The sequence below is a fragment of the Pedobacter sp. AK013 genome, from assembly GCF_014205835.1.
GTDB lineage: Bacteria > Bacteroidota > Bacteroidia > Sphingobacteriales > Sphingobacteriaceae > Pedobacter.
This window is the reverse complement of the sequence record NZ_JACHCQ010000023.1, coordinates 1-19,232: the sequence shown is the minus strand read 5'-3', so window position 1 is coordinate 19,232 and position 19,232 is coordinate 1. Positions and strand designations below refer to the sequence as shown.

17 protein-coding genes are annotated in these 19,232 nt (G+C 39.4%); 3 read left to right on the top strand and 14 right to left on the bottom strand.

What is annotated here, in order from left to right:
- Window positions 1–52 precede the first annotated feature (52 nt).
- The 8 genes from HDC90_RS15670 to HDC90_RS15635 all read right to left on the bottom strand — a co-directional run bounded on the left by HDC90_RS15670 (window position 53) and on the right by HDC90_RS15635 (window position 13,480).
- Window positions 53–1,621, bottom strand: a complete 1,569-nt coding sequence (locus HDC90_RS15670) for a SusD/RagB family nutrient-binding outer membrane lipoprotein (RefSeq protein ID WP_184467982.1) — start codon at window positions 1,619–1,621, stop codon at window positions 53–55.
- Window positions 1,622–1,631: 10 nt separating this feature from the next.
- A complete protein-coding gene (locus HDC90_RS15665; RefSeq protein ID WP_184467980.1) occupies window positions 1,632–4,859 on the bottom strand; it encodes a SusC/RagA family TonB-linked outer membrane protein in 3,228 nt (1,075 codons plus the stop codon).
- Window positions 4,860–4,963: 104 nt separating this feature from the next.
- Window positions 4,964–6,124, bottom strand: a complete 1,161-nt coding sequence (locus tag HDC90_RS15660) for a TIGR03364 family FAD-dependent oxidoreductase (RefSeq protein WP_184467978.1) — start codon at window positions 6,122–6,124, stop codon at window positions 4,964–4,966.
- 326 nt (window positions 6,125–6,450) lie between these two features.
- Window positions 6,451–7,770 carry a DUF5690 family protein gene (locus HDC90_RS15655; RefSeq protein WP_184467976.1) on the bottom strand — a complete coding sequence of 440 codons (1,320 nt, stop codon included), beginning with the start codon at window positions 7,768–7,770 and terminating at the stop codon, window positions 6,451–6,453.
- Between the two features lie 156 nt (window positions 7,771–7,926).
- Window positions 7,927–8,817, bottom strand: a complete 891-nt coding sequence (locus HDC90_RS15650) for an alkaline phosphatase (RefSeq protein ID WP_184467974.1) — start codon at window positions 8,815–8,817, stop codon at window positions 7,927–7,929.
- A gap of 169 nt (window positions 8,818–8,986) precedes the next feature.
- Window positions 8,987–9,556, bottom strand: a complete 570-nt coding sequence (locus HDC90_RS15645) for a helix-turn-helix domain-containing protein (RefSeq protein ID WP_184467972.1) — start codon at window positions 9,554–9,556, stop codon at window positions 8,987–8,989.
- A gap of 145 nt (window positions 9,557–9,701) precedes the next feature.
- The gene (locus tag HDC90_RS15640) at window positions 9,702–9,860 is read right to left on the bottom strand and encodes a hypothetical protein (protein ID WP_184467969.1); all 159 of its coding nucleotides are present in this window, start codon (window positions 9,858–9,860) and stop codon (window positions 9,702–9,704) included.
- Between the two features lie 368 nt (window positions 9,861–10,228).
- Window positions 10,229–13,480, bottom strand: a complete 3,252-nt coding sequence (locus HDC90_RS15635; RefSeq protein WP_184467967.1) for a TonB-dependent receptor — start codon at window positions 13,478–13,480, stop codon at window positions 10,229–10,231.
- A 446-nt stretch (window positions 13,481–13,926) separates the two neighbouring features.
- Here HDC90_RS15635 and HDC90_RS25350 point away from each other — a divergent pair, with 446 nt between their 5' ends.
- Window positions 13,927–14,085: a hypothetical protein gene (locus HDC90_RS25350; RefSeq protein ID WP_221451872.1), complete on the top strand. Its 159-nt coding sequence runs from the start codon at window positions 13,927–13,929 to the stop codon at window positions 14,083–14,085.
- Between the two features lie 9 nt (window positions 14,086–14,094).
- A complete protein-coding gene (locus tag HDC90_RS25755; protein WP_221451875.1) occupies window positions 14,095–14,427 on the top strand; it encodes a GNAT family N-acetyltransferase in 333 nt (110 codons plus the stop codon).
- Between the two features lie 7 nt (window positions 14,428–14,434).
- On the opposite strand, the gene HDC90_RS15625 is transcribed toward HDC90_RS25755, so the two are convergent.
- The 6 genes from HDC90_RS15625 to HDC90_RS15600 form a co-directional block, all read right to left on the bottom strand.
- Window positions 14,435–14,995 (bottom strand): DUF4256 domain-containing protein, encoded by a 561-nt coding sequence (locus HDC90_RS15625; protein ID WP_184467965.1) that lies wholly within the window; start codon window positions 14,993–14,995, stop codon window positions 14,435–14,437.
- Between the two features lie 329 nt (window positions 14,996–15,324).
- Window positions 15,325–15,909 carry a YdeI family protein gene (locus tag HDC90_RS15620; RefSeq protein WP_184467963.1) on the bottom strand — a complete coding sequence of 195 codons (585 nt, stop codon included), beginning with the start codon at window positions 15,907–15,909 and terminating at the stop codon, window positions 15,325–15,327.
- A 19-nt stretch (window positions 15,910–15,928) separates the two neighbouring features.
- On the bottom strand, window positions 15,929–16,780 hold the full coding sequence (locus HDC90_RS15615) for a class I SAM-dependent methyltransferase (protein WP_184467961.1): 852 nt from the start codon (window positions 16,778–16,780) through the stop codon (window positions 15,929–15,931).
- 29 nt (window positions 16,781–16,809) lie between these two features.
- Window positions 16,810–17,190, bottom strand: coding sequence for a DoxX family protein (locus HDC90_RS15610; RefSeq protein ID WP_184467959.1), 381 nt, complete (start codon window positions 17,188–17,190; stop codon window positions 16,810–16,812).
- 6 nt (window positions 17,191–17,196) lie between these two features.
- Window positions 17,197–17,664: an SRPBCC domain-containing protein gene (locus HDC90_RS15605; protein WP_184467958.1), complete on the bottom strand. Its 468-nt coding sequence runs from the start codon at window positions 17,662–17,664 to the stop codon at window positions 17,197–17,199.
- A gap of 1 nt (window position 17,665) precedes the next feature.
- Window positions 17,666–17,989 (bottom strand): helix-turn-helix transcriptional regulator, encoded by a 324-nt coding sequence (locus HDC90_RS15600; RefSeq protein WP_184467956.1) that lies wholly within the window; start codon window positions 17,987–17,989, stop codon window positions 17,666–17,668.
- Between the two features lie 218 nt (window positions 17,990–18,207).
- Here HDC90_RS15600 and HDC90_RS15595 point away from each other — a divergent pair, with 218 nt between their 5' ends.
- Window positions 18,208–19,110 carry a PhzF family isomerase gene (locus HDC90_RS15595; protein ID WP_221451871.1) on the top strand — a complete coding sequence of 301 codons (903 nt, stop codon included), beginning with the start codon at window positions 18,208–18,210 and terminating at the stop codon, window positions 19,108–19,110.
- Window positions 19,111–19,232: the final 122 nt, after the last annotated feature.

Sequence of the window (19,232 nt, the reverse complement as noted above, 5' to 3'; positions counted from 1 at the left end):
ATAGCGGAGGATTGTTTTCCATATTTCAAACTGAATATCAGATCGTTAACAATTAAGGTTTAACAATCCACGGTGCCAGATTAATATCGTCGGTTCCGTTATATTGACGAAGTAAAGCCTGTTTTAAGTTTTCGCCGTTAGTCGTTCTTTCAATAGTAGGATACTGAAAACGTTTCGGAATCCTTTGGCTATTACCTATACCTGGCCCTACCTGGAATTCAGGGATACCCGTTCTGCGATATTGATAATAAGCTTCAAAACCAGAGTTACGGAAATAGGCCAGGTATTTTTGGGTAAGGATCTGCTTTAAGCCTTCAGCTGTGTTGCCAGCATATTTTATTACGGGCTGTGCATAATAATCTGTCTCGAAAGTGAAGTTTACATTGTAAGTTTCAAATTCGCCGAGTTTACCATCTTTTTTAAGGAAAGTAACCACATTAACACCATCCTTGATACCATAAAAACCAATAGAGGCTTGGATACCTTTTTTATACCAGCTTTCGGCATCGCCTGTAGCCCAGCCACGGTTAATACCTTCCGCTTTGATAAAACAGAGCTCGGGATAAGAAATAATGAAGGTATTTTCGGCAGTATAACCACTATAATACCTGTTCCGGCCAATAAGCGAATACAAACCCTTTTGTACCTTATCCAACATCACACCCTGATCTTCGCCCGTACTTGCACCCACAAAATTGCGGTAATCGGTAATGGCATAACCGTTGGCCTCTGCTACTCCTCTTGCTGGCTCAGCAACCATATAAGCTCTAGGGTCTTTATAACTCGAAAGCGTATTCAAATAAGTACCAGCCATGTTATAACGCAAAGCATCGTTACCAAAGTTATCTTTGTTGTTTGGATATTTGTTAAAACTTTCGTTGTACACAAACTGCAGGTTATCGGCCATGCTATCCATTACCGGGTATTGACCAGGATTATTCAATACCGCAGCAAACTGTTGTTTTACCTGTAGGTCAGTATCGTCTACTTTAACACTCAACTGAATCAAGGTTCTTAATTTAAAGGTATTCACGACTTTCTGCCAGGCAATTAGGTCATTTTTAAGGTAAATATCGCCTTTTAATTCTTTGTTGCCCGCAGCAATTAAAGTCGTTAAATCGTTGTTCGATTCTTCTAACCAGGTTAACGATTGTTTAAAGATATCTTTTTGGGTATCGTACTTTGGAGTAAGGTTGGCAAAACCTTTTAGGGCTTCCACCATCGGTAAATCACCCACTTTCAAACTCATTTTCACAAAGAAATACGCTTTAAAGAATTTAGCTAAAGCCAGGTAAGGTTTAGCTACTGCACCACCTAAACGGTTGGCTTCTTCTTCCATCTTTACTACATTTTTTAGGGTAGTATAATCTAAAGAAGCACCTGTCCAATCATAATTATTGGTTGCATAGTAGAAATAGTTGGCGGCAGTATACTGGTTCCATCTTTCTGAGCCCGAAAAAGGTGCTTCATACATATCGAACAAAATACCGTTCAACAATAAGTTCGGCGGAACAGTTTCGGCCTGGTTTGGATTTTTAAAATTTTCTTCAAATTCTTTCTTACATCCGCCACAAACAGCAACGATGATGAAGAGGAACAGTATTTTATATATTGATTTCATGTTCTAGTGATTAAAAAGTAACATTAAGGTTAAAGCCTACACTTCTTGTAGTTGGTGTTTGCAGCGTAGAAGTCCCTTCCCTACCCGAATACTGATCTACATCCACATCGTTATAGGTAGAATTGATAAAATACAACAGGTTACGCCCTACTACCGAAATATTGGCCGATTTGATAAACGTGCGTTCCAATAACTTTTTGGGCAACTGGTAGCCAAAGGTTACTTCGCGTAATTTGGCATAGGTACGGCTCATCATAGTGTTTTCTTTGGCACCATAAAAAACACCCAAATAATCCTGCAGTAACTGAGGAGTTGTATTCGGTTTAAAAGAAAGGTCGCCATAATTGGTAATTACACCCGTTATCGGATCGAAATTAAGTTTACCGTTATTGGCAATCACTACCCCGTCGCCTACCCATGTACCTTTGTAAGTTGGATCGTTTACACGCAAGTAATCCTGGTATCTGGCTTCGCCCATTTTACCTTGGATAGTTTCGATCTGGCGACCACCCTGGAACGATTTTAGCCGCACATAATCTTGCATCACGCCACCCACTTTACCATCTAACTGGAAGCTGAAAGAGAAATTTTCATATCTGAATTTATTACCGATACTCCATACCCAGTTTGGATCGGCATGGCCTAACAACTGGTTAACCGGCAATGAAATGGGTGTTCCGCTTGAAGTATGGATCACCTGTCCGCCTGGGGTTTTAGCTAAAACAGAGCCATAGATATTATCGATACGATCGCCCGCTTTAAAGAATTGATCAACTGAGGTTTCTCCTGTTGCCAGCTCTTTGTAAACCTGTTTGTAGGTAGACCAGTTGATCATTACATCCCAACCAAATTTGTCGGTCAAAATCGGCGAACCTGATAGGCTCAACTCTACACCACTGTTCTGCGTTTTACGGCCGTTGATGGTGTTTGTTTCATAACCCGTAGCTGTTGTGATACGTTGTTGGACAATTTTCGGCCCATCGATATACCTGAAATAAGTAGCCTCGAAACCTAACCTATTTTTCAGGAACTTAAGATCGATACCACCCTCGTAATTGGTTCTGCTCTGTGCTTTTATGGTATTTAGATCAATCAGGTTATTGGCATAATAAGCTCCCGATTGGTTGTTATAGGTTGGCCTGATGTTATACGGAGAAGAAAGACTGTATCTTGGACCACCGTACGATGAAGTGTACTCTGCACCATAACCGATTGGATAAGTTTGTAATGGCGTGGCACCGATATAGTCCTGCGTGCCCAAACCAGGGTCTTTAACATTGGCATACGATGCCCTTACTTTTGCAAAAGAGATAAAAGCAGGCATTTTTACATAATCCGACACTACCGAACTTAATGAAACCGAAGGATAGAACGCTGAATTATTACGTGGCGAAAGCGCAGAGTTTTTATCTACACGACCAGTAGTATTGATGTTTAAATATTTTTTAAAGCTTAAATCAACTGAGTAAAAAGCACTTAACACCAACATTTTAGAATTAAAATTGAATGCCTTTACAGGGTTTTTAGAGTTAGAGAAGTTATACACTTCCGGAACGTTTAAATAATCGGTTGTGGTAAAACTCGAATTGTAACTGAAGTTACGGGCATTACCGCCACCAAAAGCACTGATTTCGAATAAATCACCAATGTTTTTGTTAAATTTTAATATCAACTGGGTATTGTTTTCGAACATGCTACGGCGGTCTTCCCTATAATCGCCCAAACCTTCTTCACGTCCGTAAGGGTGAGCAGAAAATGGCATTTTCTCTGTTCTTAACTGATCGTAAGTCGAAATCTGCGTTTTTAACAACACATCCAATCCTTTGGTTACATTATAGTTTAATGAGGCATAACCGTTAATATCGTTCTTTTTATGTCCGCGCAACCATTCGTATGACATAAAATAAGGATTATGGTAACGTTGGTATTCGGCATAGATAGACTGGATACCTTCTTTGCCCGGCTGCCAGTAATTTTTCATATCGTCGATGTTCCAATCTGCACCGCCCCAAAGGGTCATGTTATAAATTATACTGTTCGGACCATAGTTTACATCCGGAATATTATCAGAAAACTGGCGGCTGTAATTGATATAGGCTTCGGCCCTTAGTTTCGGGCTGATGTTATACGAACCGCTCAAATTAAAATTGTTGATATTTAATTGTGTGTTCGGTATAATTCCTTTTTGGTAATTATTAGAAATAGAAACCCTTAAATTATACTTATCTGTTGCAGAAGATAAGGCAATGTTGTTTGCAGAAAGCAGTCCCGTTTGGATAAAACGTTTTAAGTTATCTTTTCCGCGCGCTACCCAAGGTGTACCCTGGCGCACACCGTTTACAATCGGGCTATCATATTGAGGAATCAACTGACCATCGAATTTTGGCCCCCAGATATCATAATCACCATCATTTAAGCCACCACCCTTTCCGTCGCCAAAGGCATAGGCACTGTGCTCGCCTGGTCCGTACTCATCCTGGCTTTTCGGCAAAGCGATAAATCCTTTGTTAAATTGGGTGCTCGAATTTAACTCTACAGTAAAACCCTTATCGCTTAGCTTACCTCTTTTAGTGGTAATTAATAATGCACCATTATAAGCCTGATAACCATAAAGCGCAGCAGCTGCTGGCCCTTTAAGCACAGTATAAGTGTCGATATCATCGGGATTGATGTTCCAGGTATCCGAATTGATCGGCACCCCATCTACCACTACCAAATTAACATCGTTGCCACGAAGGTAAAGCGACGAACGGCCCAAAAGCTCTGAAGATACACCAACAGTTAAACCGGCAACCTTTCCCACCAAACCGTTTACCGGATTAGCTTCCCTGGCTTTTACCAGATCGGCACCTTTTACCTCCTGAATGGCATAACCCAGGTTCCGTTTTTCTTTACGGATACCCAGCGCAGTAACCACTACCTCGTTTAAGTTTTTTGAGTCTGTTTTTAATGTTACAGTTAGGTTTGCGCCTGTAACCTGAACTTCTTGCGGAAGGAATCCGATCGAACTAAAAACAAGTGTTTCGCCTGCTTTGGCGTCAAGGGTAAAGCGACCCGACTGATCAGTAGAAGTAGCTTTTTTAGTCCCTTTTACCAGTACACTAACACCAGGAATTGGTTGTTGAGCATCATCTTTAACCAGACCGGCAATTTTTGTTTGTGCCCAAGTAAAATAAGGCGTGAGGCATAACAGCAGTAAAGCTACCATGCACATCTTCATCTTGTAGAGATGTTTCATTTATCTATAATTTTTTAGGTTTTATAGATGCAATGATAAGATGTATATGTTAGCCTAATGCCAACTTTTAGTTAACAAAAAACCATATTTTTGTTTAGTATTTGTTAACTAAATATTTTCTTAATGCTTTCTGCAGCATAACCTGCACTCGCGGTCATTCCTTTGCCGCCAATGGCAGTGCGGATATGGATTCGATCGTCGAGATCGTAAGTTACAATGTGTTTTGTTGCGTGCTGCGGATAAAATCCGGCCCAGGTATTTTGCAGTTTGCGCACATCGAAATCAACAATCCGGGCCGCTTCTTCGAGCACGAGCTCATTAATATGCTGGCTTAAATCGAAACCAAGCTCATCGAAATGATTTACATCAGCGTATACGTGCGAATCGCCAATAATGATCGTATTATCTGCAGCCTTTTTAAACAGGATATGAATACCCCATTTTTTCAATTCTTCGTAATGTTCAGGAGTTGTAATGCTTTTGAAAGAAGGGCAATAGTGCTCGAAGCTCTCATAGCGCCTGGTGGTTAGTCCTGTTAAAATATTACCAGCTAAAGCAACCTCTGGCATAGGGATACTGCGCATCATCTGTAGCTTACTTACCACAATACCACTTTCACTAAACAGTTCAGGATAAAGCAATTTAAATTCGTAACCGTTACAGATAATAGCTTTCTCTGCCGTAAAAAGTTCGCTATTGTTTCTTAAACCAACCGCTATGCCAGTACCTTTGCTTTCGCAGGCCGTTACTGGGCTATTGTATTGAAGTGTGTACTGTTCAAATTTAGTCTGCATATATTTATGCAGGCGATGGATCATTTGATCTGGCGCTACACTAATTTCCTGCGGAAAAAAGATGGCTTCTTTGGCATAAGAAGATTTAATAGCAGGATATTTCTTTAAAACTGCTTCCTTGCTAAGCAATTCGGTTTCATAACCGATGGTATCGTAATGTGCTTTCAGCTCATGGATCAAGGTCTGCTCATCGTTATCTGATGCGATGTACACACTGCCATTTTGCTGCACGGAAATATCGAATTCCTGCTGAATGGATTTATAAATATCTAAACCAGCAACACCATATCCGAACCACTCGGCTTCCATACCCGAGGGTACCACCTGACCAAAATTGCGCACAGTAGCACCTACCGGAAAATTATCTTTTTCGAGCTGTAAAACCGATTTTCCTAAAAGTAAAGCATGGTAAGCATGAAAAGTCCCTAAAATTCCCCCGCCTATTACAATAAGATCGAAATGTTTATTCATTGTTTATTTTTTGCTGATGTCAAGATGTTTTAATTCATCCAGGCATCAATGTTAAGTTAATATTGTTTAGCTGCTTTATCTTTTAAAAATTATGCGTCATTCCCGCGCAGGCGGGAATCTTAAAGCCTATTTTACGATTATACATAAGCTTTCTTCTCTTCAAAAGCATTCATGAGCACTACCTGGTTCCCAGTCGAGTTAAGAATGACGATCTCTTGCGAGCCACCGCGCCCTGTACTTCTACCATTTAAGAAATGTTAGAAACATATAAGCTTATGACCTTATATTACTTACATGGTAAAAATGACATCCAAAAAAACATCTTTTCACTTTCCTGCTAAAATTGCACCCCCAGCCACCTGCATCTTTTTATTTGTAGCGAATGTTTTCCTCCTGAAATAAATGAGCGAGAGCACACTGCAAGCTCCTCCAATGAGTGGCACAGCAAACAAACACTGTTTAAAGAAATGCATCCAGCTAATATTAGTTTCGCCAAATTCGTGCATCATCAATACAGAAAAACTACCTACATAACCAATAGAATCGGCCACGTACATAATAAAACCGATATTGCCTTTGTAATGAAAATTGGCGATCATCCGTTCAAAAAATATAGCATTATACGGAATGTATGCCATAAATAGGCCCATCCCGAGTATAGCCATCCAGCTCACAGGCCCAATGTAGCCCCTATCGAAAAAGAATGTACTTACGCCAATTAGCAAACAGCCCGAAATAATCATGGCGTGGATCACAGTAAAAGCTTTGAGATTATCTTTAATCAGGATCAAAAGCCCCATCATCACCAATACTACAACCGAAATCAGGGTATCGATCTGCGTATAAATATGGTTGTTATGAATACCTAAGCCGTTCCAGATTTCTACTTCGAAATTATCGCGCATATCGCGGATACAGGTAAGCAATACGTAGATGATAATGGTTAAGATGATACCCGGCAAAAATGTGGTGATAAACTTTCTGCGCTGTTTTGCATCCATTGGCACCCGCTTGGTACGTAACTCCTGATCTTCTTTGGAAGGCGGCGGAATAACCTCCAGACAAAAAACAAACAGGAACAATGGAAGCAGAAAAACCAGTCCGGTTAGAAAAGGCATCCAATAATCGCTTACCAAAGCAAACGACATCAGCGTACGTGCAACCGTTTTAACAAAACCTGAAGCAAATATTAAACTGATCGACATTAAGGCCCCCATAAATTCGGTTGTTTTTCTTCCTTCCAAATAACTGAACACCAAACCCCAGATCATGCCCAAAGGGAAACCATTGAGGAAAAGAAATACAATATTGTAGGGAGCAGGTACCAAAGCAAATCCGAGCAGGGCAAGCCAAGAAAAAAGAATCAGAAAAATGATACTCCTTGCCCGGTTACTTTTCCCCGATTCGGAAATAAAACGGATACCATAAAACTTACTTAAGGTATAACCTACCATTTGTGCAATAACCAACCAAACTTTATAATCGATATGCAGAAATTCCTGATGTTCAAAAGTAGCAGAAGCAAAAGCTTTACGAAAGGCATACATACTGGTATAACAACCAAATGCTGCTATACCACCAAGCATTGTAATTAACCAATAAGGCCAATTAAGTGCTTTTTTGCGGGCAAGATGAAGTAAACTCATCCTAATATCTGCTTATGTTGTTTATCATACCGAACACCACTAATTTGATTGACATATGTATTTTATTTAAAAACACAATAGTAAACATTGTTTATTATTAGTAAACAATATCAAGGTTATCAAATTGTTAAGTTTTTACCGTGTAAGACTTGTATTTTATTTCGTAAAAGCCTCTAATACCGGCCTTCCTCTCCAACTTTGCGGTTGTTGCAACCTCATTAACCAGGCCAGTGTTGCTGCCGTATCGTAGGTAATAATCGCATCTTTTAATTCGTGGTTTTTACGAACGCCAGGGCCTGAGATAATCCACGGGATCTGCACTTCATCGAGCGATTTACCACCATGGCCTTTGCCCTTACCTCCATGATCTGCAGTAACCAGGATAACGGTTTCATCTGCTATTCCTGCATCATTAACCGCTTTTACAATTTTACCAATCCGCTGATCTACCAACTCCAGTTGCTTATAATAAGCCGGTGTGCGGTGGCCGATAGAATGTCCTGTACCATCAGGTTCATCTAAATGAAGAAAAGTAAAATAGGGCTTTTCTTTTTTGATAATCGCAACAGCGGTATCCGTACAAAAATCATCGTTATCATTCCCGTTGACGATAATATTTACTGCTTCTTTTTCGAATAAATAGCCAATACCACTCCAACTATAAACAATAGCGGTTTTAGCCTGTTTTTTTTGATCTCTGATTACACTAAATATGCCAGGGAACAGACCACAAGATGTTTTGGTGATAGATGGAATTTCGGGTACTTTACTATCCCATTCGGTATAACCATGTTCAGTCGGTCCTGCCCCCATTAATAAAGAAGCCCAGTTTACAGCACTGGAAGAAGGCAATACACAGCGCGCCTGCGTGGTCCAGGAGCCATTGGCCATTAATGCTTTAAGATTAGGCATATTCGCCTCTGGCAAAGCGTAGCCGCCAAAGCCATCGCAACCGATTAAGATAACGTGTTTAATTTTTTTAGATTGTGCCTGGGCAAATACACATAAACAAAGTAACACTAATGTACTTTTCAAAAACTTTTTCATCAATTTATAATTTAGTTCAATTGTTGTAAAGCCATCAGAATCCGTTCGTCCCACTATGTGGTTTGAAAAATCATGATGGTTTCATATTTCTATTACCGAACCAAAGGTTGGTTTATAAAGATGAAGATAAATATTTGTTAAGTATTAATAAACTTTGTTTATAAAAATATTACTCAAAAAAATAAATTACCAGCATTAGCGCCTTGCTATCGCCAACATTAACCGGGGTATGCGAAAGCCTTCCATCGAAAAGCATAGAATCTCCTTTCTCGAGTATAATTTTCTTTTTCGAAAACTGGTATTCTACCTTACCTTCTATCATATATTTAAACTCGAAGGCTTCGGTTTTCACCATTGGGCGATGCGCATTTACCTCCAACTCGAGCAATACAAAATCGGCAGTAGAAAATTTAATATTCTTGGTTAAAATACGAGAGTAGTTAAAACCCAAAGCCTGTTCCTTTTCGAATTTCTGGTATTGATCTTTTCGTTTCACCAGAACAGGAGCATCTTTTTTATGAAAATTGATATCTTTAAAAAAGCTGTTCAGATCTATCTGCAGGCTTTTAATAATATCCATCAATACCATCAATGATGGAATAGTTCTGCTGTTTTCGATCTGAGAAATAAGGCCTTTGCTTACCTCTGCTTTATCTGCAAGCTCCTGAACGGTAATGCCAAGTTCTTTACGTCTTTCCTTAATTTTTCCGCTTATCTGTAAAAGAATTTCATCTTGCATATGCTAAAATCGTATTAATAACGCTAATGTATTATTTTATTCCTACAATCTAAATCAACAATCGCATAAGTTGCATGTCCACATTTTTTAACATGGTTACGAAAACAATCGCCGCCATTTTCTTGATGGCGGCGATAATAAAAACTTAACGGTAATGTCCGGGTACCCAATACCGGCCACCATAAGGGCCAATAGTATAATGCCCACGTACCCAGTGTGCCCTTGGTGCACGTGCGTTTACCACGCATGCACTAAAATTAACTGCCATAACCAATAAGAGCAATGCATTTACAATCCTTTTCATAACCTAACCTTTTAAGTGAAAAATAAATCAAGCTTTACGCTGTGTGTTTTATTTTGACGGGGAGCGCACAAGAAAGGTTTAATTAGATACGTCAAAAAGATTTTCTGCGTTTTCGAATGGTCGTCAACCCGAGCGAAGTAATGCAAAGTGGAGATATCTATGCTTGACATCAATATGTTTCCATCATTTGAAAATGAAAGTTGGTATTTCATCGGTAACTTTATTCCTTCTTTCCGTTACAAGTCCACGCTCATGCCTTGCTTATAGGCTTTTGCAGTAAATAGGATTATTACTATGGTGTTCACGGCCAAACAAAAAACGGCCTGACCTTATAAGATCAGACCGTTGTATATTGATATTAAAAAAGATTAGAAACTATATCTTAATCCCAATTGCATCTGATAACGAGAGGCAAAGAAATCTTTTGAATAAGAGGTTACATCTTTTTGCGCAAAAGTATAAACCGGGTAAGCAGTTGGTGTTCCCGCAGTTGCAACTTTGATACCCATGCTAGCCATAGAGTTATAAGTATTAGGAGAAAAATACTGAATACCCCAGTCTTTATTTACCAAATTGGTCAGGTTGATGATATCGTAAGTTAAAGTTAAAACGTGCGGGTGTTTTCCTTTTGCTACCTGAATATCCTGAGAGAAACGGAAATCAGCCTGAACATTCCAAGGCGTACGTGCACCGTTACGTTCTGTAAAATTGCCACGACGGGTGCTTAGGTATTTGTCACCGTTGATATAGCTATCAAACGCTGCTGCCTGTGCAATTCCATCAGGTGTATTGGCAAAGAATTTCTGTGTTTCGCCTACAGCCGGCACGTACATCAAACTTACCGTTTGTCCAGTTCCGTTGATCCTGGTATTTACTAAACCCAATGAATATGGAGAACCCGACTGGCCGCTGAAGAATAATGAGAAGTTAGATACATATTTACCGTTTTTAGCCCAATCTAACCTATAATTGATGGTAGAGATAATCCTGTTACGAATATCGAAGTTAGAATAAGCCAAACCTGCATTGTTCGGGCTAAGCGACTGGTTTAACTGCCAGTTAGATTCCATGGAGTTACGGATACCGTTGGCAATATCTTTCGATCTTCCATAAGTGTAGGCAACCATCATATCCAAACCGAAAGGAAGTGATTTGCTTACCTGTGCCGTTAAACTGTATTTATATCCTTTATCGGTGTTCGATAATAAATAAGCATTGGTATATAATGGATTGATTTTAGCACCAGAGTAGATCGGCTGTTGTTTCTGTGTATCGTAAACCATGTAAGTAGGGTTATCTACATAGTTAATCTGCTGAAACTGCACATCTTTAATCACCTGGCTAAAAATTCCCTCAACTGTAAATTTCCACTGATCGTCTGTTTTATAATCAAAAGCCAGGTTACTTCTCCAGGCTTTTGGCATTTTAAAGTTGTTATCAACCAAATCTACCTGCGTAGCCCCGTTTGCATCTTTAACATTAACATTCTGTTTAGTTACATAACCAGCTTCGCCATTACCAGTTAAAGCATCTTTAATCGGATCAGAACCTGCTGCCGGTATAACAATTTTGCTAGGATCTGCATTTGCATAAACGTACGATTTATCAAAAGCACCATAGTTTACACCATTATTGTAATAAGCATAACCGATCCATGCAAAAGGCACACGACTGGTAAATAAACCGGTACCACCGCGCATCACCAGGCTTTGGTTGCCCAATACATCGAAATTAAAGCCAACACGTGGAGAAACCTGGATTTTGTTCAGGAATTTTCCGGTAATTGACGATGGCTTTGTATAAGTATAAGTTGTACCGTAATTCGGGTCAACCGGTGAATTGGTTGTTTTTGGACTTAATGATGGCATGTCAGGTAGGTTCGCCATATCAAAACGCAAACCAGGTGTTAATTTAAAACGGTCGCCTATGCGGATTTCATCCTGACCATAAACACTGTACATGTTCACGTTAAATTTCGCAGTTGGGTTCGCAATAATGTTATCACGCGTATTGTCGTCATAGTTATAACTTGTACGCACCCTATTCGGCTTGTTAGCAAGGAAATCGGCAATACTGCTATAAGCTACGCGGCCGTTCCATGAGTTTACAAAACCATAGTTGATGTTATAAAACTCATTGTGTGTACCAACCGTAAAAGTATGGATACCCTTGCTATAAGTATAGTTGTCCGTAAATTCGAAAGTATTCTGTTTCATATTGAAGATACTCGCCTCGCGGTCTGTACCTAAAAACAATGTTCCTCCGTTAGCAGCAATCTCAATCTGTGGCAAAGCCGGATTAGAAAGCGGATCACGGTAATCGTGAATGGTAGAATAACCTACAATCAGGTTGTTGGTGGCCGAATTCCCGAAACGGGTTTTCAAATCAGCAACGGTTGAGGTTTGGTTATTGTTCTGTCTGAAATCGATACTGCCAAACCTAAAGTTAAGCTGATCTCTTTCTAAGTTTGTTGCTTTCGAAATGATGGTATTATTTCTGATGGTTAACTGGGTATTTTCACTGATATTCCAATCTAAACGGTTAAAGAATTTATTAGATTGCGAATAAATGTTATAATTACCGAACGCACCTGCATCTACACCATAAGCGCTTGCCATACGATCAGAAATCTGTTGCGCATCACTTGCAGTAAGCAATTTCATGTCAGATGATCCTGCACCTAAAATTACCGGATCCTGACGGCGGGTAATCTCCTCATTGGTGAAAAAGAACAATTTATCTTTTATAATCGGAAAACCAACACGGAAACCAGTTTGGTAATCGTGAAAAGCAGAAGGCTCTTTGCTGTTATCGCCGATTTTATTTCTACCGATCAATGCTGCATTACGGCCATAACCGTAAACCGAACCCACTACCTCGTTGGTACCACCACGCGTAACAGCGTTAATACTACCACCTAAAAAGTTACCCACTTTAACATCATATGGAGAAAGTAAAACAGTAACATCCTGGATCGCATCAAGCGAAACCGGATTGGTACGTGTGCTGCTTCCTGGCATACCAGAGCTTCCACTCTGACCTCCCAATGAAGGACTAAAACCGATAGCATCATTGTTAATTGCACCATCGATAGTTACGTTGTTGTACCTAAAATTGGTTCCACCAAAGGTATTATCTTTACTGCCTTGAGGAGTAACCCTTGTTACATCCTGCAAACTGCGGTTCATAGTAGGCAGGGTTTTAATCTGGCCTTCGCCAATGCTTGTACCTGCACCAGATTTTGTTCCGCCTTTTTGACCCTTAACACTTACTTCGGCTAATTGATTGCCTTGCTCCTGAAGATCAATATCAAGCTTTACATCCGAACCTAATGTTAAATAAATATTTTCTTTTACCACTGGGCTATAACCCACAAAGGTTACAGTGATTTTGTATGGTCCGCCTGGGTTTAAGTTGCCAATACGGAAAAGCCCTGATTCGTTTGACGAACCTTTAGATACAGTACCCGTTGGAACGTGCACCATCACAACGGTTGCCCCTGGGATGATACCTTTGTTATCCTTAATCTTTCCATTAATACTAGATGTTGTAACCTGCGCCTGAGCTAATGTGACCAGGAGCACAAGAATACTTACTAGGGATAGTATACGTGATTTCATTTTCTGTTGTTTTATTTTGGCACAAAACAACAGTCTTAATGTTAATTCAATATTAACAGTAAATTAAGTTTAACCTTAGGTTAACAATATGAAAATTGAAATTAAACAATGCGAAAACAATTCCTTAACAGCCCTTTAGAAGCCGGAATATGATAAAGAGCAATATGATCAAATATCAGGCATAAAGATGAAGATTACATGAAGATTTACTTATCAGGAAGCTTGGAGTGTTTAGTATGCAGCACCAAGAAGATTAAAGCAGTTAGGGCTGAAGCCTGGCGCCTGGCGGTGACGACCATGTTAAGCACTGCTCAAACCTGCATCTGTTAACAAATGATTAATGACCAGGAGACTAATGCACCAATAGTTACTTCAGTTTAGCGCTTGGCTACAATTAACCGATCAAGCAATTTAAACAGTCGACCAAAAAACTTATTTTTACCCCCATGACAATAAGATTAGCCGTTACAGAAGATATACCATTTATTATGCAACTGGTACGCGAGGTTATACCTTTAATGCATGCTGCTGGAAATTTCCAGTGGGCAGATGATTACCCCAACCCAGAAGTATTTGCCAACGATATTACTATCGGTCAATTATGAGTAGCTGAGCTGGAAGATAAGCTTGTTGGTGTTTCTGCAATTACTACAGATCAAGATCCCGAGTATGCCGATGCGGGTTGGGACATTACCGAAAAAGCCATTGTTACACACCGCTTAGCGGTAGATCCTAATTGCCAGGGCAGAGGCATTGCCAAAGCTTTAGTGAACCAGGCCGAGCGGGTGGCAAAAGCTTCAGGCGTTTCTATCTTAAGGGTTGATACCAATAGCAAAAACATGACAACCCAAGCACTTTTCCTGAAGCTTGGTTATCAATTTAGTGGTGAAATTAGCCTGGCCAAGCGCCCAGGCCTACATTTCTTTTGTTATCAAAAGTTGCTGTAAACATGAGTTACACTCTTAACAAACCACGAAATGCTCTTGCAGCATAGTAAGATTGTGCGCCATTATGATACACAAATACATGATCGTAACGGCGATCGCCAAAAATGGCGCCACCCAATTTTCTGATCTCGGGAGGGGTAACAATCCAACTCGATGTTTTAGTATCGAACTTTCCGAGTTGTTGCAAAAAGCGATATTGTTCTTCTGTTAAGAGCTCTACCCCCATCATAGCGGCCATATCAATCGCATTATTTTCAGGCTGATGTTCCTTTCTTGATTCTAGCCCTTCCTGATCATAACAAATACTTCTACGGCCTTTAGGGCTTTCCGCCGAACAATCATAAAAAATGTATTCGCCTGTTTCTTTATCAAAATCAACGACATCAGGCTCGCCACCAGTTACTTCCATTTCGTTGAGTACCCAGAATTTCTCGTACCTTCCAATTAATTTTTCTTCTACTTTAGCCCATTCGATATCTTTATGGCGACTCATATTTTTCTCGAAACGGGTTTTTAGCGTATTCAACAATTCATGCGTTTGTTCTACAGATAGTTCTTTTTTGCTCATGATGATGGTTCAGTTATAGTTGCTCAGGTTCCTAGTTTTAAAAATACCAATTTATATATAGCGTAAGGCCTGTGTAAATAATAAGCTTCCTACATATTGCAGTTTTGGAACTAAATGTAGTGAAAAAGGAGTAGCAGCTCGTACAAATAAGTCGTCTCGACTGGTGCAACGCGAAATAGAGAGATCTATATAGGCAAATTTAGCTCCTCCAGGGTGTTTTGTGATTCTCGACTACTACTTTGCATTGACTATTTAGTTGGTTGCCATCTGGCAATACAAATTAAACATATAGATTTCTTCACTACGGTCGAAATGACAATCCTTTAAAACTAATCGTCCAATCCTTTACCGTTTAAAATCTTCGGTATAAATTTTTCGACCCTCGCCGCTCTCGTTTTAGATTGTTTGGCCGCCGAAAAATATAAAAGGTATCCCCTTTGGCGTCCTGGGGTTAAGGCTTCGAAAGCTGTTTTTAAATCAGGAATGTGATCCAATTTACTTTGAAACTCCGCAGGAATGTTATATTCGGTAGTTTTCTTCAGTTCAACTTTCAAACCAACTCTTTCTACCTCAATAGCTTCATAAATATAAGTCTTCAAAACGGCTTTCAGTTCTACTATTTTGAGGGCATTGGTAAAACGCGCCTGCCTCGCCGACTGTACATTCTTCGTTTGTTGAATCAAGATTCCAGCTGCATCATTCAATAAAACACCTTTAAAAAACAAAAACGCACAGTATTCTTTAAAATCATGTATTAAAACGATGTTGTTTCCGTTAAAAGTGTAACAGGGACAGCCCCATTTCAATTCTTCAGTAAGCCCGCAATCTAAGGCGATTGTCCTTAATAGCAACAGTTCTTCCTGCCACTTTTTAGCTTTATCAAAATAAAAATCAACTTTTGGATTCGTTTGCATATCGGTCGAATTTTGCGGGTTATGTTTTCGCCAATAAAAATACTTCTCCGCTCGCCGGGGAAAGACTATCGGCTCTATTTATAAAATAAAGTTGTTCCATATCTTTGGTTGATATGGTTTCTGCTTCTTTAAATTGTGCTGTATGCGCTAAATCTACTATTTCCTCGGGCGAAAAAAAACTTACAAATGGAGTTCCGTTAGCACGGGCACCTTTTTCTGCTATTTCCTGCATAGCTTTATCCTCTTCATCCAGTAATTCAACAGGTAGGTAAAATGCCATAGCCAGCGTTGAGCCAGGGGCAAGTTTTGCCAACTGACTTAGTGTATCAAGAATTGCTGCTTTGCTCAAGTATAAAGTTACTCCGGTACACGCAATCACCACTGGTTTCCTAATATCGAAGCCCGATTTTAACAATTCTCTCCACCAGGAAGACACTTCAAAATCTACTGGTACAAAATGTAAATTGTTGGGTTTAGCTAAACCAATATCAGCTAAGCGTTTTTGTTTCCATACTAATGTATCAAGCTGGTCAATTTCATAAATCTGTAGTTTGGAAGCAACATCCGTTCTACGCTGAGCAAAAGTATCAAGCCCAGCACCAAGGATAACATATTGATCAATTCCTTCCTGGCTTTGTGCAACAATTAAATCTTCGATAAAACGGCTGCGTGCAACAATCGAAGCGCGAAGACGCCTGGTGTATTTCATATCGGGGCGCTCCATCCAATCATCAGGAGGCATAACCAATTTCAATCCAATTTCATCTTCGAGAATGTGTGGTTGTGCATCTACCTGCACATGTAACGCTCTCCATAAAGCAGTCCTTACAGCTGTATGGTCTGGTTCAGTTGTATTTTTGTGCTGTTCCATTTTAACTATTCAACTTTTGATCATTAAAGTTAACCGAAATTAATCTTTCTATCTGCTGGCCTGAAATACCACGACAACACGGTTAACACGAGCAATAATATTGGTCCAAAGTATGCTGAAACACTGGTATCGCCAATGGCGATATGCGAAAAAACAGCGCCAGACATGGCAAAGAAAAAGCCGGCATAAGCCCATTCTTTCAATAACATAAATTTAGGGATTAAGACCGCAATAACACCCAAAATTTTCCAAACACCTAATATCGTCAGAAAATAAAGCGGATAGCCCAATTGGGTAAATAACGCTACTTCTTCTTTCATTTTGATTAACTGTACTATTCCAGTTGATAACATGCCTAGCGAAAGCCAAACAGTGGCAATCCAATAGATAATTTTATTACTTTTTGCCATGATGCATTATTTTATTTGTTTTAAAATGTTTTCTAAACGATGATGTGCCATATTAATACCCTGAGCAAAAGGTAAAGCAAGTATTTGATCCCTCACCACTACCGACTTATAAACCACATGCATAGTAAGTTTACTTCTGTTATCGGTCAGTTTTTCGAAGGTTAAAAACTCGAGCTGAACACCGAAAGGGGTATGCTCCATTTCGAATGTACGCGTAATTTTTTCATCGGTTATGAACTCGTGTATAACTCCAGTGGCCACAAAAGCTACGTTTCCCTTGACATCAGCTGTTTCGAACTGGTAACTACCATACTTTTTGTTTTCAAGCTTCAACACTTTGGTCCCCATCCATTGCGCTATAATTTCGGGCTCAATGTAAGCCTTAAAAAGCAATGCTACAGGCAGATCAAATTCTCTTGTAATGATTATTTCCTGCTTGCCATTTTCGGCATCAATTTTTGTTTTCTGCTCCATGTTATTTACTTGGTCTGTAGTTTTTCATAATATCTTCCAGCTTATTAAATCTGTCGTCCCACATTTTGCGGAACGGCTCAATAAAATCGGCAATTTCTTTCATTTTTTTTGCGTTAGTGTGGTAATGAATCTCCCTCCCATTTTGTTTTTGTGCTAACAATTCACACTCGGTAAGAATTTGCAGGTGTTTTGAAACAGTTGGCCTTGCCGTATTAAAATTGGCCGCTATGGCCCCCGCCGTCATAGACTGCGAAGCCACTAACAATAATATGGCCCTCCTGGTAGGATCGGCAATGGCCTGAAATACATCTCTTCTTAAATTCATTATGTAGCTATTTGACTACAAATATAAATGTAGTCATTTAACTACGCAAGTTTTATTAAAAGTTTTTTTTACTTTTTCAACAAATCGTCATAAAATAAGTCTTTACTCATCTTATCTATCCAGAATCTCAGTCCTGCTTGTAAATTTCAATATATTTGATCTATACGCACCAAGCAAACTATTTACAGAGAAGAAGCCCGTAAAACCCCGAAAAGATTATGAAAACTTTTAAAATATATCAGATAGATGCTTTTACAAAGGAGAGATTTAGTGGAAATCCAGCTGGCGTGGTTGTAAATGCCGATGGATTGACAGACACACAAATGCAACAGATTGCAAAAGAATTAAACAATTCTGAAACGGCTTTTCTTTTTTCACCTGATGATCATGATTCTGACGGCTTAATCAGATATTTTACACCATTAGCAGAAGTTCCGATTTGCGGTCATGCTACGATTGCCGCAATGTATGCAAAAGCTATTGAACACAATTTAGACTCTTGCATTTTAAGGTTTAAAACCCAGGTTGGCATACTTCCTTTTGAAATCGTTAAGAAAAATGAAGATTACCAGGTAATCATGACCCAGGGTAAATTTGAACTCAGTCCTACATTCGATACCAACACCGCTAAAAAAATATTAAATGCCCTAGGACTTGATTATTCTGATACAGATGAAAGATGTCCTATTCAAATTGCCTCTACAGGACATTCTAAAGTGATGATTGGGATAAAAAGCAGGAAAAAACTTAATGATTTAAACCCAAACTACACCAGTTTGACTGATCTAAGCAAACAGATTAAATGTAATGGGTACTTTGTATTTACATTCGACTCAGATGATAACGACATATTGATACACGGAAGAATGTTTGCTCCGGCAATCGGAATAAACGAGGATCCGGTTACAGGTAATGCAAACGGGCCATTCGGAGGATATTTAATACAGAATAAAATCATTGACGCTAAGAATGACCTATTCGAATTTAATGGTAAACAAGGCGAAAAAATGAAAAGGCCTGGAGTGATAAATGTGAGTGTTAAAATCGAAAATGACCTCCCTGCAATAATTAAAATAAAAGGGAATGCTACGGTAGTATTTAAAACAGAGATTAAAATATAGCGATAGTTGGATCAAGCGGAAAAGTTGGGGGGGGGATGTTTTAAGCATATATTTTCGACAATCTGAATAAGAAGAATTTAATATCCCTTACACCTCTTGAGGTTGCCCTAAAAGCTTTGATC

What these genes read in the sequence shown, in the direction of transcription:
- HDC90_RS15635 (WP_184467967.1), bottom strand. Translation starts at nt 13,480, where the DNA reads ATGAAATCACGTATACTATCCCTAGTAAGTATTCTTGTGCTCCTGGTC.
- HDC90_RS15625 (WP_184467965.1), bottom strand. Translation starts at nt 14,995, where the DNA reads ATGAGCAAAAAAGAACTATCTGTAGAACAAACGCATGAATTGTTGAAT.
- HDC90_RS25350 (WP_221451872.1), top strand. Translation starts at nt 13,927, where the DNA reads ATGACAATAAGATTAGCCGTTACAGAAGATATACCATTTATTATGCAA.
- HDC90_RS15665 (WP_184467980.1), bottom strand. Translation starts at nt 4,859, where the DNA reads ATGAAACATCTCTACAAGATGAAGATGTGCATGGTAGCTTTACTGCTG.
- HDC90_RS15615 (WP_184467961.1), bottom strand. Translation starts at nt 16,780, where the DNA reads ATGGAACAGCACAAAAATACAACTGAACCAGACCATACAGCTGTAAGG.
- HDC90_RS15655 (WP_184467976.1), bottom strand. Translation starts at nt 7,770, where the DNA reads ATGAGTTTACTTCATCTTGCCCGCAAAAAAGCACTTAATTGGCCTTAT.
- HDC90_RS15605 (WP_184467958.1), bottom strand. Translation starts at nt 17,664, where the DNA reads ATGGAGCAGAAAACAAAAATTGATGCCGAAAATGGCAAGCAGGAAATA.
- HDC90_RS15640 (WP_184467969.1), bottom strand. Translation starts at nt 9,860, where the DNA reads ATGAAAAGGATTGTAAATGCATTGCTCTTATTGGTTATGGCAGTTAAT.
- HDC90_RS15595 (WP_221451871.1), top strand. Translation starts at nt 18,208, where the DNA reads ATGAAAACTTTTAAAATATATCAGATAGATGCTTTTACAAAGGAGAGA.
- HDC90_RS15610 (WP_184467959.1), bottom strand. Translation starts at nt 17,190, where the DNA reads ATGGCAAAAAGTAATAAAATTATCTATTGGATTGCCACTGTTTGGCTT.
- HDC90_RS15670 (WP_184467982.1), bottom strand. Translation starts at nt 1,621, where the DNA reads ATGAAATCAATATATAAAATACTGTTCCTCTTCATCATCGTTGCTGTT.
- HDC90_RS15600 (WP_184467956.1), bottom strand. Translation starts at nt 17,989, where the DNA reads ATGAATTTAAGAAGAGATGTATTTCAGGCCATTGCCGATCCTACCAGG.
- HDC90_RS15645 (WP_184467972.1), bottom strand. Translation starts at nt 9,556, where the DNA reads ATGCAAGATGAAATTCTTTTACAGATAAGCGGAAAAATTAAGGAAAGA.
- HDC90_RS15650 (WP_184467974.1), bottom strand. Translation starts at nt 8,817, where the DNA reads ATGAAAAAGTTTTTGAAAAGTACATTAGTGTTACTTTGTTTATGTGTA.
- HDC90_RS15620 (WP_184467963.1), bottom strand. Translation starts at nt 15,909, where the DNA reads ATGCAAACGAATCCAAAAGTTGATTTTTATTTTGATAAAGCTAAAAAG.
- HDC90_RS15660 (WP_184467978.1), bottom strand. Translation starts at nt 6,124, where the DNA reads ATGAATAAACATTTCGATCTTATTGTAATAGGCGGGGGAATTTTAGGG.